This window comes from Paenibacillus sp. FSL R7-0272 (assembly GCF_037969905.1).
GTDB lineage: Bacteria > Bacillota > Bacilli > Paenibacillales > Paenibacillaceae > Paenibacillus > Paenibacillus polysaccharolyticus.
This window is the reverse complement of sequence record NZ_CP150221.1, coordinates 285,028-300,306: the sequence shown is the minus strand read 5'-3', so window position 1 is coordinate 300,306 and position 15,279 is coordinate 285,028. Positions and strand designations below refer to the sequence as shown.

Here is a 15,279-nt window from a genome sequence, read left to right as displayed (position 1 = left end):
ACCATTCTAAACCTTGTATTGGGATCCCAGTTCTAGCGCATGTTACCGATGATAGAGGATCTGGAGTCTTGCATCTTTTTAATGAAATTAGTCATGAGATCAAAAGCTTCATTCCGCTTGTTAGACATGGACTGTAAACGAAGCATATCCATTTGTTGCGAATTGCTGAGGGCATCAATCTGGCCTTTCAATGTTTGCACAGCGGCTTGATCTCCGTTTTGCTGAGCCACTTGCAATTTTGCATTGAGATCAGCAATCTGTTGATTGCGGTTCTGTACCTCTTGAATTTGTGTTTGCAATTGAGCATCCAGCAATCTGGTGCGCTCCTGCTGCACCATCATCAAGGCCGTTTCAATATCCATAGAGGAGATGTTAATACCAGACAATGAAGAAACGGAATTTGCCACAGTTGCACTTGCTGCCGATGCAGAAGTGACAACCGATACTGCTGCAATTGCAGCAATAGCTGTTGAAGAGAGAAGCTTTGTTGACTTTTTCATAGGGTAGACCTCCCAAAATATGTAGAAGACATCTGGTCATAATTGACATCTTTCGACATGATTATATCAGAAGACCTAGGACTTTAAATCTATTTATTTTAAATTTGAAATAAAATATATACTTCCCGTTGTTATATCCAGAGCTAGCCATCCAATAAACTCTCATATCTGCTAATTACATCGTCCGTGATAGCTGTTGAATCAGTTCGTTAATGTATGATTTCACCGGCTGATCATCCAGATTCTTAATCCTTGACGGGTTAAGTAACTGATGTTTCTTTAGGATGTAGAAGTCAAACAAACCCTGCCGGATGGTCATATCATGTGTAATGGAAAACGAAGGTTCAGCAATTTTGCGGATCACCGCTTCATCCTGAATCATGTATAACACTGGGCTAATGCGATTAAAAATACCTTGTTCTATTCCCTTTTCAAAAAAGGAACATAACTGTTCACTATGATGCCGCAAGGCGGAAGCAATGCCTTCGTATAATTCCGGGTAAAGCTTCTTCACCTCGTTCCAAAAGAACTCGGGAAGATACAACACATGGGTCATCGCATGCTCATAGGCAATCTGAAATCTACGCTCGTACGAGATCGTATCATCGTCCATCGTTGCCCGGGAATCATGAATCTCCTCAATATACACGTTCAGTACGTTCTGGATAATTTCCTCTTTGGATGAGAAATATTTATATAGGGTTGCCTTGCTGATATCCATATGTTTCGCGATGTCATCCATGCGCAGTGAACTGATGGACTTTGCACGCAGAACCGGAATGATTTTGGTTAGTAGTTTTTGTGAATTTTCCAAACGTTTCAAGGGGGTACCTCCTTCATGCTGCGTCAATTGCTCCAAATTGGACAATATAATGAGTATACCATGCCTGGACAAAATAGATAGAATAAACTAACTATACGAATTTCATCGTTTTAGTTTACTTTAACAAATGAGTATGATATATTGTCTGCATGAAGTTGTTAACGATTATATTTTACACAATTTAAATTACAAGCATGTACAGGAGGTTTTCACGATGAAAAAAGTATTAGTTGTTTTGACCAATGTCGATAAATATGCAACCAAAGATGAACCTACAGGTCTGTGGCTCAGTGAAGCCACTCACTTCATTGAAGAGTTCGACCATAACGATAATGTGCAGATTGATCTGGTTAGCCCGAACGGTGGCAACGTGCCACTTGATCCGAAAAGTCTGGGCGACTCTCTGGATGCCAGCACCAAAGCTTATTTCGAGAACGAATCCTTCATGAACAAATTGAAAAATACATTGAAACCGAGCGAAGTAAGCGCAAGCGACTACGATGCCATCTACTTCACAGGTGGACACGGTACAATGTGGGATTTCCCGGACAATGCCGAACTTCAAGCGCTATCACGTGATATTTATGAAAAAGGTGGCGTAGTATCCGGCGTGTGCCACGGGGTTACTGCCCTGCTGAATGTGAAGCTGTCCAATGGCTTGCTTCTGATTAACGATAAAAAAGTGTCCGGCTTCACCAATGAGGAAGAAGAACTGGCACAACAAACGAAATATGTTCCATTCCTGCTCGAAGATGCACTTCGGGAACGTGCTTCCGAGTACGTTAAATCCTCTCCTTACACTTCCTATGTGACAACAGATGGACGTGTGGTTACGGGACAAAACCCGCAATCCAGCAAAGCCGTAGCTGAAAGTGTCAAAGAATTGCTTGGTCTGTAAGATACCTCAGCTCCCCCATGAGCTTTTATATAAATGAATGTTGCAACAATTTACACAACACAAACAGCACGTATCCGTCATGATCTGATGGGTACGTGCTGTTTTATTACTGTTTCTAGTCTTAAGCCTTTTGGAAACTACTAGGAATTAACCACAACTTCACTATAGATACAGGTGCCATGCGGTTACAGTTCTGCCCCATTGGTACGGATTACATTCTGATACCAGTAGAACGAGTCTTTGCGAATCCTTTTCAGCGTACCCTTACCGTAGTCGTCCTGATCCACATAGATAAATCCGTAGCGCTTACTCATCTCCGATGTACCTGAACTGATCATATCAATCGGACCCCACATCGTATACCCAAGTACCTCGACGCCATCCGCGATGGCCAGTCCCATCTGTTCGATATGTTTGCTTAAAAAATCAATCCGATAGGGATCATTCACCGTGTCATCTTCATTCAGTGTGTCATAAAAACCGGAACTGTTTTCCAGAATAAACACAGGTTTTTGATACCGGTCATAGACCAGATTCAATGTATAACGCAGGCCGATCGGATCAATCTGCCATCCCCACTCGTTTGCGGGTAGATGCGGATTTTTGTACACGCTGTGCACATTACCCGCTGTTAATTCAAGCTGCTCGGTATCACTGCTGGAGATCATGGAGTTGTAATACGACATGCCTACAAAGTCAGCCGTATGTGCCCGAATTCCTTCCAGGTCGCCATCCTCAATGCGTAGCTGAATGCCTTTATTTTTAAAATACGTCTTGCTGTAGTACGGGTATTCTCCCTTGTTGAGCACATCCAGATAAAACTGATTTTTCATCTGATCATCCTGCTGCATCTGTAACGCGTCCTCCGGCTTGCACGTGTACGGATACGTGGTGAAATAGGCCACCATGCTGCCAATCTGATTACTCGGATCAATCTCATGTGCCAGTCTGGTTGCTCTGGAAGCAGCCACAAACTGGTGGTGCAGACCCTGAAAGAGCATTTCCTCGTAATTAGGCGCGTCATAATCAATGATACCGAGCGTTTTAGCCGATGCTTTGACACTCATATTAATCTCGTTGAACGTAACCCAGTATTTCACTTTTCCTTTGTAGCGATTGAACAGCACTTCGCAATACTTCACATATAGATCCACGAGCTTGCGGTTGTACCAGCCACCGAACTTGTCCATCAGTACAATCGGAGTATCAAAATGGCTAATAGTAATCAACGGCTCCATACCATACTTCAAACATTCATCAATGACCTGATCGTAGAACTGCAATGCCTTCTCGTTTGGAGAAGCATCATCCCCGCCCGGAAACACTCTCGCCCACGCAATCGAATAACGGAACACTTTGAAGCCCATCTCGGCAAACAACGCAATATCCTCACGGAATCGATGATAAAAATCAATTCCTCGCCGCTTCGGATAGTTCGCCGCATTCGGGTCGTTTCGAGCTTCCTCAATCATCTCCCAGTTCACCCGAATCTGTTTGGTTACTTTGCGGTCGTTCTTCTCGTTAAACTTCATGACCTCGGGAATGGTCAGGCTCTTGCCGTCCACACCATAAGCTCCCTCTGCCTGACAAGCAGACAGTGCACCGCCCCATAAAAAGTCTTTTGGAAAATGGGATTTGCTCATATTCGTCATTGTAATTTCCTCCTGTATTTTTATTTAAGGAATAAGTTTAATTAAAGCTTCACTCTCCCGGATCGGGCCACTGCTCGCTGTCGTGAGCACATCTCCATATTGTTGCATGTTAGTAACAACAATCGATGTAATCGTGTTATAGCCTGCTGATCTAATGCCGTCTGGATCAAACTCCACCAACAAATCTCCTGCTTGGATGGTCTCTCCCTGTTTGATGTGTGCGTTAAAATATTTGCCTTTCAGGCTGACGGTGTCTACCCCGATATGGATCAGAATCTCTACGCCGTTATTTGCCTTTAAACCAATAGCATGTTTCGTGCGATAAAGAGCTTCAACCACTCCGTCAAACGGGGCATATACCTTGCCTTCCGTTGGCACGATCGCAATCCCTTTTCCCATCAGTTCTTGTGCAAAAGCTTGATCCTCTACTTCGGAGATCGGTTTAATCTCACCCGTCATCGGACTTACGATGAGCATGTCTGAAGAAGAAGTGTCGTTCAAAATAGACTTTTCTGATTGTACTGTGCTTGCCACTGCATTCGATTGATCGGTGTTTACTGTGCCAGAAGTTTTCTGCGACGGGCTTCCGTCTGTATCTTCCTTAATGCCCGCAATCAGGGTAAATACAAAGGCTAATACCACTGAAGCAATACACCCGATGATGACATAGATGTAACGATCTGCTGTGTACGTGCCTAGCGCCAATAAACCTGGAAGTGCAATTGCATTAGCCGTGGTATGAACCAGACTGTAAAATCCACCAACGATACCACCAGCCAAACAAGCTGCGAAGAAAGGGCGTTTATATTTCAACGTTACACCATAGATTGCTGGCTCCGTAATTCCGAATAACGCCGTGATGCCACTAGATCCCGCAGCAGATTTCATCGTTTTGTTCTTCGTTAGGACAAATACACCAAAGGCCGCGCCAGCTTGCGCCAGATTCGCTGCCAGTGCTGTAGGAATCAGCACCGTTGCACCCAGTTTAGCCACCTGTTGAATCTGAATCGGCATGATGGCATAGTGCATACCAAACATAACCATAATCGGTTTAAAGAATCCGAGAATCGCCCCTGCCAGAACACCCGCCGTGGAGAAGAGTGAGTTAATACCGTTCGTCAGCCAGTCACCAATATGTGAACCCACAGGGCCAAACACGATAAGTTCAAGTGGAACCATAATAAACAGCACGATCATTGGCGTAAGCAACACTTGCAAAAACTTAGGAATCACTCGATTGACGAGTGGATATAAGTAACTCATAATCCAAACAGCCAGAATAATAGGAATAACCGAGGATGAATACTTCATTAACAGGATCGGCATGCCCAGAAAATCAACGGTGCTCACACCTGTCTCAGCTATTTTAGCTGCCGCATTCAAAATCGTCGGATGCATCAGTCCAGCGGCAAGCGCTACTGCCAGATAGGGATTTGTTTTGAACTTATGTGCTGCGCTGACAGCAAGGAAGAACGGCAAGAAATAAAAGATCAAGTCACCGATCATATTGATAATGACCATGAACCCAGACCCTTCCAACCATCCGAGTGCTGCCATTACCGTGGCAAAACATTTGATCATGCCGCAACCAACCAGTGCTGGCAGGATCGGCGTAAAAATACCGGCAATCGTTTCAAGTACCGCATTGAACGGATTGCGTTTTTTCTTCGATCCACTGCTTGCTGCGGATTCCTCGGAATTTTCAAGTCGATCTGAGGTTAAGTTTTTGACTTCATTGTAAACAGCATCTACTTTCGCTCCAATGATGATCTGAACCTGCCCCCCGGAGTTCTGCGCTTTAAGCACACCTTCCAGCTGATTCAGCTCCTTCAAATTGGCCTTACCATCGTCTTTCAATACAAAACGCAAACGGGTAGCACAGTGTGTAAGTCCGGATATATTTTGCTCGCCGCCAACGAGCTCAAGCACGTTTTTAGCCAAGTCTTTATTATTCATAATCCTGTTCTCCTCTGCTTCATGATGGATAATTAGATATATATGAAAAATGACCAAGCCGGGGAATCGTCATTCCCTACGCTTGGTCATGCCTGATCGAATCAGTAACAGTCCATTAATGAGTATTCAGTTGTCCTACTAGTTAAAGCTAAGGATCATTTACACTGACACTTCGATGACAGAAGAACCTGGAGAGTAGCTGTTATTCTGCTGGTTCGTTAGTGGTTAATCGCTGGATGTGCAGGATCAGATACAACTTCTCATCATCGGAACATGTCCAGCCATAGTTTGTTTTCAGGAAATCAGCAATCTTCTCCACACAAGCGAGTTCCTTCGGGAACTTTTCCTTCACCATCGTATACAGGGACTCATTCTCATCTTTCAGCGACTTGCCGCTCATCTGCCGCATGATGAAGTATCTTATATGTGTAGCGAACCGCATGAAATGAATGGAGTCCTCTTGAAAATCAATCTTGAGTGCGTATTTGATTACGGAAAGGATCTCTCCCGTCACGGTAGTTACCTTGGTTGTATCACTCATCTCGCCAGAACCTACCTGTGCATTCACAAAATGCAGGGCAAGCAAGGTGATCTCGGCTGACGGCAGAGCCAAATTCGTTTTCTCCTGAATCAGCTTCAGTGCAGCTTCCCCTACCCGGGTCTCACTCGGATACAGTGTCCGTACTTCCCATTCCAGTGGATTTTTAATGTTGATGCCCTCTCTGGTTCGGGAAAGGGCAAAGCTGATATGGTCGGACAGGGTGAGAAGCAGATTCGGGTTAAAGGTTTTGTTCAAAATCTCACTGCCCAGCTTCATCACTTCCTCCGCGAGATAGATATCCTCAATCGGAATGCTGTTTAGCAGGTCATACATCCGGATGTTCTTCGGGGCCACGAAGATTTTCTCCACCAGATCCGTCTCGGTCAGCTCATATGGGGTTTTGAGAAACCCTACACCTTTGCCCACCACGAATACCTCTTCGTTATGCTCATTAATCGCAATGGCCACGTTATTATTCACTTTTTTGATAACCTTCAATGTTCTCACCCCCCGTTAGAAATATAAAAAGACCGAAAGCGATTACACGAAAGCAATCGAATTCGGTCATGCCTGGTTTCCCCAGTAACAGTCCGTGTTAACAATATACTTTTATTATAGGCACATCCTTCGAAAAGTCAATTGGTTAATATCAGGAGAATCAGAGCCTGCTTCCTATGTAACCTGTACTTTGGCATTTTGCTACGCATGAAGGGCATCTGTTGCTCCTAAGCGTCTAACAAACTAGAACTTTTTTATTCAAAAATAAATGTGACCATCTGCCCCACCCGGCAGTCTAATCTATGTAAAACCGGCCAAGAGATGTATCTCTAACACGATATAAACCCGTTATGAAAGGAGCTGTTAACTATGGATTCACCCGATCTCATCACACAGGCTATCCAGGGAGATCGTGAAGCTTTCATCAGGCTGATTCGAGAGATCGAAAATTCCCTATACAATACCGCCATATCCATGCTGCGCAAAGAAGAGGATGCCGCGGACGCGATTCAGGAGACGATCCTGAAAGCCTACAAATCCATGCATACCCTTCGGGAACCACAGTATTTCAAAACCTGGATGTTCCGTATTCTCATCAATGAATGCAATACCTTGTTATCCCGCCGCTCTCTCTCCACTTCTTACGCAGAAGTACCCGCAGAACATCAGGCACAATCCAGTCCATACGATGAGGTGGATATGCGAGAAGCAGTCGATCAGCTGGAAGAAACCAAACGCATTGTGATTGTACTGCACTACTTTGAAGATATGAGCCTGCGTCAAGTCGCCGATACACTGGGCCTGTCCGAAAGCGCCGTGAAGATGAGGCTGAGCCGGGCAAGGAAAGAGCTATATCAAAAATTCAAAAACTTTCGGGAGGTAAAATTACATGTCGAACCCGTTTAATCTCGATCAAAAATTAAAAGAACAAGCCAAGGAGCGTCCTGCCATGTCTAAAATCGTACGTAACCGCATTGATGCCACACTGGATTCCCTTCCGGAATCAGCTAGCCAAATGAATATGGAGTCGTTTCAGGCTCATCCATCAAAACGTGTTCATAAGCCACTACGCCGTACCGCAGGAGCTGCTGTCGCAGCAGGTGTGCTGGGCTTAACGGTATTTGCATCCGGTTTTGTCTCTCCAGCAATGGCTGACTCGTTGCGCAACATTCCACTGATAGGCAGTCTCTTCAGCTCGATTGAAGCTGATATGGGTCTGAGAACAGCAGGCAACGAAGGTTTGACTACACCAGTGAACAGCTCTTTCACTTATCAGGATGTGAAATTCAAAGTATTAGAAACGGTCTATGACGGCACACGTGCAGCGTTTCTCGTTCATGTTACTGCACCTAATCTCAATCAGGGCATGTACGACAATGGCAAAGATATCGTAAAGCTGAGCAGTGGCGTTGAAAATGTATTTTTCGATGTGAACGATTCTCGTCCAGATAGCGGTCTGTTCTATAGTTCAGCCGGGGCGAACGAGCCTGATACGTTGCTTTTTGAACAGGTCATTCCTGCAGATCACACAGGCGCCATCCCGGATCAGTTCGAAGCTAAAGTGAAGTTGAAGTTGCAAGGTATGGATCATGAGTTCGAATTGACCGTTCCGTTCACTAAATCTACAACGGACACTCATAACGTTCAGCCGAATAGCACGATAGAAAATGATCTGTACACGGTCACTGTGAACAAAGCCGAGGTCACCCCTATTACGACTCGTCTAACTGCTTCGATCGCGTTAAAAGGGGAAGAAACGTTAAGTAAAAAAGAAGAGAAACAGCTACGTGAAATCAGATTCGCTGTCTATGATGATCAAGGCCGACAATTGACTGCATTGAGCGGTGAAGGTGTGTATCAAGCAAACCAGTTGAACTGGGAAAATATCTATGCTACCACAGCCAAGGATGTGAAATACCTGATTGTGAAGCCTTTTAAGGTGAAAGATGATTTTGCCGAAGAGGTTAAAGACGATCAATTCATTAAGGGGATGGAAATGAAAATCCAGCTGCCATAGTGAAAATGAACTTCCTCCTTTGAAGGCAAAACATGGTCTGTTCCTCAAGGTGAAAAAGTTCGCGAGCTGTGATACAATGAAGGAATTGTGTATTCGCAGACAGACATGCAAATCGCGCTTAAAAATAAAACATTTTGGGCACTCTTTATCGATTGATCATGCTGCCACTTTAGGGAGGTTTATGGAACAACCATGCTCATTATTGGTATCGCCGGAGGAACCGGCTCCGGCAAAACAACGGTAGCTCGCTCCGTTATTGAACGTCTGGGATCAGCCAAAGTTACATTCATATCCCAAGACAATTATTACAAAGACCAGTCAGACCTCACACCAGAGCAACGCAGACTGACGAATTACGATCACCCGTTTGCTTTTGATAACGATCTGTTGATTGAGCATCTTACCCTGTTAAAAAAGGGCCAGCCAGCGTATGCTCCTGTGTATGACTTCACCATAGATAACCGCGCTGCAGGCGAAACGATTGAGCTTGCGCCAAACCACATCATCATTGTCGAAGGGTTACACGTTCTAATTGATGAGCATCTTCGTACACTGCTGGATATCAAGGTATTTGTAGATACCGACTCCGATGTACGCATTCTGCGCAGAGTACTGCGGGACATGGAAGAGCGTGGACGCTCGATTCAATCCGTGTACAAACAATATCTCGAAACGGTAAAACCGATGCATGATGCGTTTATCGAACCGTCCAAAAAGTATGCGGATATCATCATCCCTGAGGGTGGGCATAATGAAGTAGGGATTCAGATGCTGTCCATTCTTACCGAGAAATATCTCACGGGAGAAAACTGGAACAGATCTTAATCAAAGTTGCATATAGGATAACAGGAGTTTTTCAGGGATTAATCCAGGTTACGATACAGCGTAATCTGGATTTTTTGTTTTCGGGGATGGATATATCATCTATACTATATGACATCGTTTCGTTGAGAGGAGTTTATCTATGGCTACTTTTGAAGAGTTCATGCAACATGATATTCGGGTAGGTACCGTGGTGGAGGCTGAACCTTTCCTGAAGGCTCGTGTTCCTGCGATTAAGATGAGAATAGATTTCGGGCCACTCGGTTTAAAAAATTCCAGTGCCCAGATCACCCACCGTTACACGCCCGAGCTGATGATTGGCAAACAGGTCGTTGCTGTCGTGAATTTCCCACCTCGGCGGATTGCCGGTTTCGTGTCCGAGGTACTTGTACTGGGCGGTGTTCCCGGCGAAGGTGATGTCGTCCTGCTCTCCCCAGATCATCCGTTACCGAATGGAACACCGATTGCTTAAATTTATTTTTATGTACATAGGGTTTTCAAATGTTGGAAAATGGAGTATTCTCTATGTATTGAGCAATAACTGAAATGAATTACATATTTCGAGAGACCTTAAAGCATAAGGCTATGAATCTGCGGATTCGTGGCCTTTTTTGTGTTTCCGAGAGGATATACATGGTAGAATATTGATTATTATTACAAATTTAGCAAATAGAATCCTAGTAAGTACATATCAGGGCCATTCTATATCCATTGAGAGGAGTTAGATTCATGAGAAAACAGATGATTTCCAGTTTAGCAGCACTAGCTTTATTCGTAGGGGGATATGCAAGTTTGGCGGGAATGGGCGGCACTAGTACAGTCGAAGCAGCGCAAGCCGTCAGCTCATTTAAAGATGTACCCGCATCCCACTGGGCATCCTCAGCAATTTATTCCGCAGTAGAGAAAGGTTATTTCAAGGGATATGCCGACGGAACGTTTAAACCAGGTTTACCCGTCACCAAAGCTGAAATGGCTAGTATTTTAGCACGTTTGAATGATCAGCCGGAGCTACCGACTGCTGAACCGAATCATTTTACAGATGTACCGGAGTGGGCTAAAAATGGTGTCTCTACGGCGATTGCCAAAGGATTTATCCATCCTTCCAGCTATAAGGACAAACTGGGTGCTCAAGCTGCACTTGAACGGGGCGAAATGGCAGAATGGTTAACACAAGGATTGAGTGTAGTGGATTCAGACTATGGACAGGCTCTCTCGGATGTAACAAACACCGTCATTCCTGCGAAGGAATATTTTACAGGCAAGCTGGCCGACTCGCAAAAAAATGCTGTCGCCGTTGCCCTTGGAACTGGGCTGATGAGCGTTGCGAATGATAAAACATTTGGCTTAAACCGCACCACAACCCGGGCAGAAGTCGCGGTGTTGCTCAGTCGTTACGCGTCCGTGGCCAAAACCAAACCTGCCGATCTTCAAGGGCTAAATGAGCTACGGCAGGTGGGATTGACAGGCACCAATCTGAGTGTGATATCCAAATCATTTAAAAAGACCCCTGAAAGGAAGATACTTTTAACAGGTAATCAGAAGTATGAGGATGTAGTAACGGATGACTTTTCATTAGTCCGCAACAAATACATCGTCACTGAGACAAATTATGCTGATTTGAAAATTTTAAACTGGATTGTTGTAGACACTAACGTCCCTAGTAATAATCGCAGTATTTATTACCCTGTTTTCGTAGATGAAGGTGTTAAGCTTCAGAATGGACGACAGTTTTCCTTTGTGGAATTTGTGCTAAATATCAGATCAGAATCTATGAATCAGCTTCAAGCTGGGGGGCTTCTTAACTCAGCGACATTCAACCCTTTAAAATCACCACAATCAAAGGCATTCTTATCTTACGAAGCACCTAAAACAGGAGATTACACTTTGAACAAAGGGGCATTCGGAGTCAAAAATCCTGTTTATTGGGGGCAAGGACTATTACATTTTAATCAATCGCTGACGAGAGCCTTAACAATAGAAACTAAGGAGGGGAAGGTATACAGTGTCTTCGATACAAAATAATTTAGATAACAATCTTTTAAGGATGCAAAGATTTATTAAAAAAATTCTGATAACCACTTTAACTATTAGCGTGGTAATAAACCCTGTTTCTTTGGTATATGCAGGTGGTGGCCCAGGCACTAAACCTGAGATAAGATCTCCCTATATAGTTCCTGCGACACCTGCCAAATCTCAAAAAAAAATTATACCTGTTGAAGGCGAGAAAATGACAAATATCGGTATATATATTTATCAACATGATGATCACCGATGGCGTGTTGAAGGTGGTTGTAATGGACCTAACACTTTGCTCAACAATGATCCAGCAACGAACAGGCCCGTTTCGTCAACAATTTGCGTAGATCTCGATTTGGATAAGGATGAATATAAACCTACGATATACATAGATAAAAATGAAGAGCCCCATCTAAGATCAGAACTAACTGAAGTGTCGTTAGTACCTCATTATATGGATGATACAAAACACTATGATGCGGACTTAAACATGCCTCAACTCCTCTCTGTCGAATCTTTTAATGGTAGAAGGACAAAATTTATTATGAAAATCGGAGGTATCATTCCAGCGACAGCAGCTAGACCTTATAATCCCCCTAAATGGTCAGCTGATTATATTTTTAATACTGACCTTTACTGGAAAGGCCAAGCCGAAACCACCAAAGAAATAAACCTTTCCCCTGGAGGGCAAATCCGGTTAAATCAAACCAAACAACTCAATGCGATGGTTAAAACCAAAACAGGGGATGGTAACTTTGGTGCAGAAACCAATGTAAACACGGGCAGCGGAGGAACGACCACCTGGGAGTCCTCCAATCCCTCTGTTGCAACGGTAAGTAATTCCGGGATGGTACAAGCGATTAGCAGGGGTACTACATCTATCACGGTTTTATGGGAAAAAGACGGATTCCAATTAACAACCCGCACAACCATTGGTGTTGAACAGGGAACCGGTGGTGGTGGTGACGACGGAGGCGGGAATACCGGCGGTGGAGATAGCGGAGGCGGTGGTGGCTGTACGCCTACGATTGGATCACCATCTCCAGGTACAACGATGAATATGAGTGACCTTGATCCCAACGCTACAGGTATAATAAATTCAGATAACAGAGGAAATGAAACATTCGATGTATTGAAAGGAATTCCTACTTCCGAGTCTCTTTACACTAACGCCTTCGCGGACAATTATCTATTCAAGCAAGCCTGGACCAAAATGAGCGGCAAAGTGATATATGATTGTAATATCACCATCTCCTATGATAGAGAATGGACCGTACCTGGACCGCAGGTCTGTAATGACGACGGATGTAGGGATGGCACACCTATACCTAAAAATGATACCGTTCCTAAACCATACAACTTTCAAATTACACGAGACTATTCCTACTGGATGATTAGCAATCTTGAAGTGTACAAGCTCGTCAAAGCAACGATGAAAAATTATGCACTGCCTGGCGAAACCATTACGATGAATCCTGCTGGTTATGTTCCACCGACACTTGAATCCAGCAATGACTCTGCCGTTGAACGTCATGTGAGGCCAGGACAAACGTCATCCATCTCTTATACTCCATCCAAACTAACAGGTGGCTTGAATGCACCCCCGGATTTACCAGATGACACAGCCCTATTAAAGGGAATGGCGGAAACTAACACACCACAAAGCACCGTAAAAAATGATTTGGTGAAGTTCAATAATGCAGTGATCATGAATGATAACGAAACTACCAAGGATGGGCCACTGCCGAACAACATTCCTTCACCAACAACAATTGGACGGGATGTCTTGTACACTCCCAACCACAGGATCAGCAGTTCCCTGCGAAACAAAGCCAACACGGAAAGTTCTGGCCAGATCTATTATGATCTACTACCAGGTAACGTGGACGGCGGAGCCAACAAGATACTTCCGATTCATGGGATAAACACTGTTACGGTGCACACCCCCGTCGTAAACTACGCATGGGTGTCGGACGATCAGCCGCATAATCAGAAAACAACACCTGACCCTACCCGTGCTGCACTGATTTTGGAGCGCCCCTTCATTGTGCGTATCCCTACATCCGGACAGCACCTAGATGCATCCAGTTATCCCGGATATGGCAACCGGGACTATGCCAAATATTTTCGTATCAAACAGGTGTTATTCCCGTTTGACGTCTACACAGCAGATCGAACACAGTTCATCCCAAGCCACACATGGGTCAACATTCCGGTGAACCAAATGGATACAACATTCTATCTGCCAGTATGGGTGGACGAGGGGAAATATACCATCGAATTTCGGAACATCGCCGAGAATTCACCAGCAAACTTCACAGAGCAACCCGATGCCAACACCGATCTAACTCATCATGTTGCAAGCGATAAGATACCTGTAGATGTAATCGGCAGGCTGTATGACTTTCATGTGACGGATGTATCCGACTATAACTGGGAGAGTGTATTCCGCAAACGACCAGGTGGCCCGGAACCTACAGGTCATAGCTACTGGAGCGGATTACGTAGCATCGATGGTGACCCCCGAGGAAACCTTGCTCCATTTGTATTGCCGATTCGGCCTGGCAGTCATCCGGTCGAAGGATTTCGGAACGTTGCTGTGAAAACAGGCTATCACTTCAAGTTTGATCTCAAGACGAAGGGTAATATGTTCGGAAAACAGGATGGTATTCGAATAACACCCACATTCTCTTTTATAAACAAGGATAACTCTTCCCGTCAGGATGTTGATCTATACTACCATCGGGGGCAGGAACGTCTTATTCGAATTGGTTCAGCGCAGGATATGGAGAAACGATTTGTTGTGTTGAACTCACGACTGCGTAATGTACCCGGCACCGAATTGAGCGATGCGGCACGTTACCAATATACGTATGAATTTTCACCAGACGAACGCAATCGTCTCACATTAGCAGAACATATGGTCAAAGTCGCCAACCAGACTTCACACCAAAAAACCTGGACAGGCCGTTATGACTGGATGATTCTGACGGCACCGATTCGTACACTGATTGGGCCTAAAACAAATATCCCTACCAGCGTTAACGTTGACAGGGCCAATGCTGCAATCCAGCGGTGGTACGGGGAATACAGTCTGCCGGCAGATGTGTACGCTGTTCCCAAAGGCACAAATCTTGAACCCCTTGCCAGACAGAATAAGCTGGATGAACAATCTGATATCTTTTTGAAAAATGGGTACATCGTCGTCAACTTTAATATCGAGAGTCTACGCAACGGCAATACACAGGTACCGCATCTGCAATATATCCATGCTCCACTTATGAATCAGTGGCAGTTGGAGGGTTTCAACCACCCACCTGCATTCAATAACAGCACTAACCACAGCAGTAGATGGCTATTGAAGGATGGCGATATTCTCTTCTATTATGCAGACCAGTCTAGTCGAAATGACTTTCAGTCTCAGGTGCCTCATTAAGAAATAGAGTTACGGATGACTGATAAAGATCTGGAGAATGAATATCAGGATAAAGTTTAACCCAGGGCAGAAACAGCAAGATCATTCTCATTCCGTATAGATGACAACTATCAAAAAAGG

12 protein-coding genes are annotated in these 15,279 nt (G+C 44.5%); 7 read left to right on the top strand and 5 right to left on the bottom strand.

Translation table 11 applies throughout. The features are described from left to right. Nucleotides 1–32: 32 nt before the first annotated feature. Both MKY23_RS01345 and MKY23_RS01340 read right to left on the bottom strand, forming a co-directional pair. Entirely contained in the window at nucleotides 33–500 is a 468-nt protein-coding gene (locus tag MKY23_RS01345) for a hypothetical protein (protein ID WP_154891489.1), read from the bottom strand. Nucleotides 501–675: 175 nt separating this feature from the next. Next, the gene (locus MKY23_RS01340) at nucleotides 676–1,323 is read right to left on the bottom strand and encodes a TetR/AcrR family transcriptional regulator (RefSeq protein WP_154959845.1); all 648 of its coding nucleotides are present in this window, start codon (nucleotides 1,321–1,323) and stop codon (nucleotides 676–678) included. A gap of 214 nt (nucleotides 1,324–1,537) precedes the next feature. Here MKY23_RS01340 and MKY23_RS01335 point away from each other — a divergent pair, with 214 nt between their 5' ends. Further along, nucleotides 1,538–2,221, top strand: coding sequence for a type 1 glutamine amidotransferase domain-containing protein (locus MKY23_RS01335; RefSeq protein WP_154959846.1), 684 nt, complete (start codon nucleotides 1,538–1,540; stop codon nucleotides 2,219–2,221). Between the two features lie 185 nt (nucleotides 2,222–2,406). On the opposite strand, the gene MKY23_RS01330 is transcribed toward MKY23_RS01335, so the two are convergent. The 3 genes from MKY23_RS01330 to MKY23_RS01320 all read right to left on the bottom strand — a co-directional run bounded on the left by MKY23_RS01330 (nucleotide 2,407) and on the right by MKY23_RS01320 (nucleotide 6,877). Further along, nucleotides 2,407–3,873 carry a family 1 glycosylhydrolase gene (locus MKY23_RS01330; protein ID WP_339834746.1) on the bottom strand — a complete coding sequence of 489 codons (1,467 nt, stop codon included), beginning with the start codon at nucleotides 3,871–3,873 and terminating at the stop codon, nucleotides 2,407–2,409. 24 nt (nucleotides 3,874–3,897) lie between these two features. Continuing rightward, nucleotides 3,898–5,829 (bottom strand): beta-glucoside-specific PTS transporter subunit IIABC, encoded by a 1,932-nt coding sequence (locus MKY23_RS01325; protein WP_339834743.1) that lies wholly within the window; start codon nucleotides 5,827–5,829, stop codon nucleotides 3,898–3,900. Nucleotides 5,830–6,031: 202 nt separating this feature from the next. Next, nucleotides 6,032–6,877 carry a PRD domain-containing protein gene (locus tag MKY23_RS01320; RefSeq protein WP_251511027.1) on the bottom strand — a complete coding sequence of 282 codons (846 nt, stop codon included), beginning with the start codon at nucleotides 6,875–6,877 and terminating at the stop codon, nucleotides 6,032–6,034. 360 nt (nucleotides 6,878–7,237) lie between these two features. On the opposite strand from MKY23_RS01320, the gene MKY23_RS01315 reads away from it, so the two are divergent. The 6 genes from MKY23_RS01315 (at nucleotide 7,238) to MKY23_RS01290 (ending at nucleotide 15,159) form a co-directional block, all read left to right on the top strand. Beyond that, nucleotides 7,238–7,774 (top strand): sigma-70 family RNA polymerase sigma factor, encoded by a 537-nt coding sequence (locus MKY23_RS01315; RefSeq protein WP_339834738.1) that lies wholly within the window; start codon nucleotides 7,238–7,240, stop codon nucleotides 7,772–7,774. Beyond that, complete coding sequence (locus MKY23_RS01310; protein WP_339834735.1) at nucleotides 7,758–8,885, top strand: DUF4179 domain-containing protein; 1,128 nt, start codon at nucleotides 7,758–7,760, stop codon at nucleotides 8,883–8,885. Before MKY23_RS01315 ends, MKY23_RS01310 begins: the two co-directional genes overlap by 17 nt. A gap of 192 nt (nucleotides 8,886–9,077) precedes the next feature. Beyond that, nucleotides 9,078–9,710, top strand: a complete 633-nt coding sequence (udk, locus tag MKY23_RS01305) for a uridine kinase (protein WP_090924213.1) — start codon at nucleotides 9,078–9,080, stop codon at nucleotides 9,708–9,710. Nucleotides 9,711–9,849: 139 nt separating this feature from the next. Continuing rightward, nucleotides 9,850–10,179, top strand: coding sequence for a chaperone CsaA (gene csaA / locus MKY23_RS01300; RefSeq protein WP_154959851.1), 330 nt, complete (start codon nucleotides 9,850–9,852; stop codon nucleotides 10,177–10,179). Between the two features lie 257 nt (nucleotides 10,180–10,436). After that, a complete protein-coding gene (locus MKY23_RS01295) occupies nucleotides 10,437–11,729 on the top strand; it encodes an S-layer homology domain-containing protein (RefSeq protein ID WP_154959852.1) in 1,293 nt (430 codons plus the stop codon). 538 nt (nucleotides 11,730–12,267) lie between these two features. After that, on the top strand, nucleotides 12,268–15,159 hold the full coding sequence (locus MKY23_RS01290; protein ID WP_339834729.1) for a DUF5704 domain-containing protein: 2,892 nt from the start codon (nucleotides 12,268–12,270) through the stop codon (nucleotides 15,157–15,159). Nucleotides 15,160–15,279 lie beyond the last annotated feature (120 nt).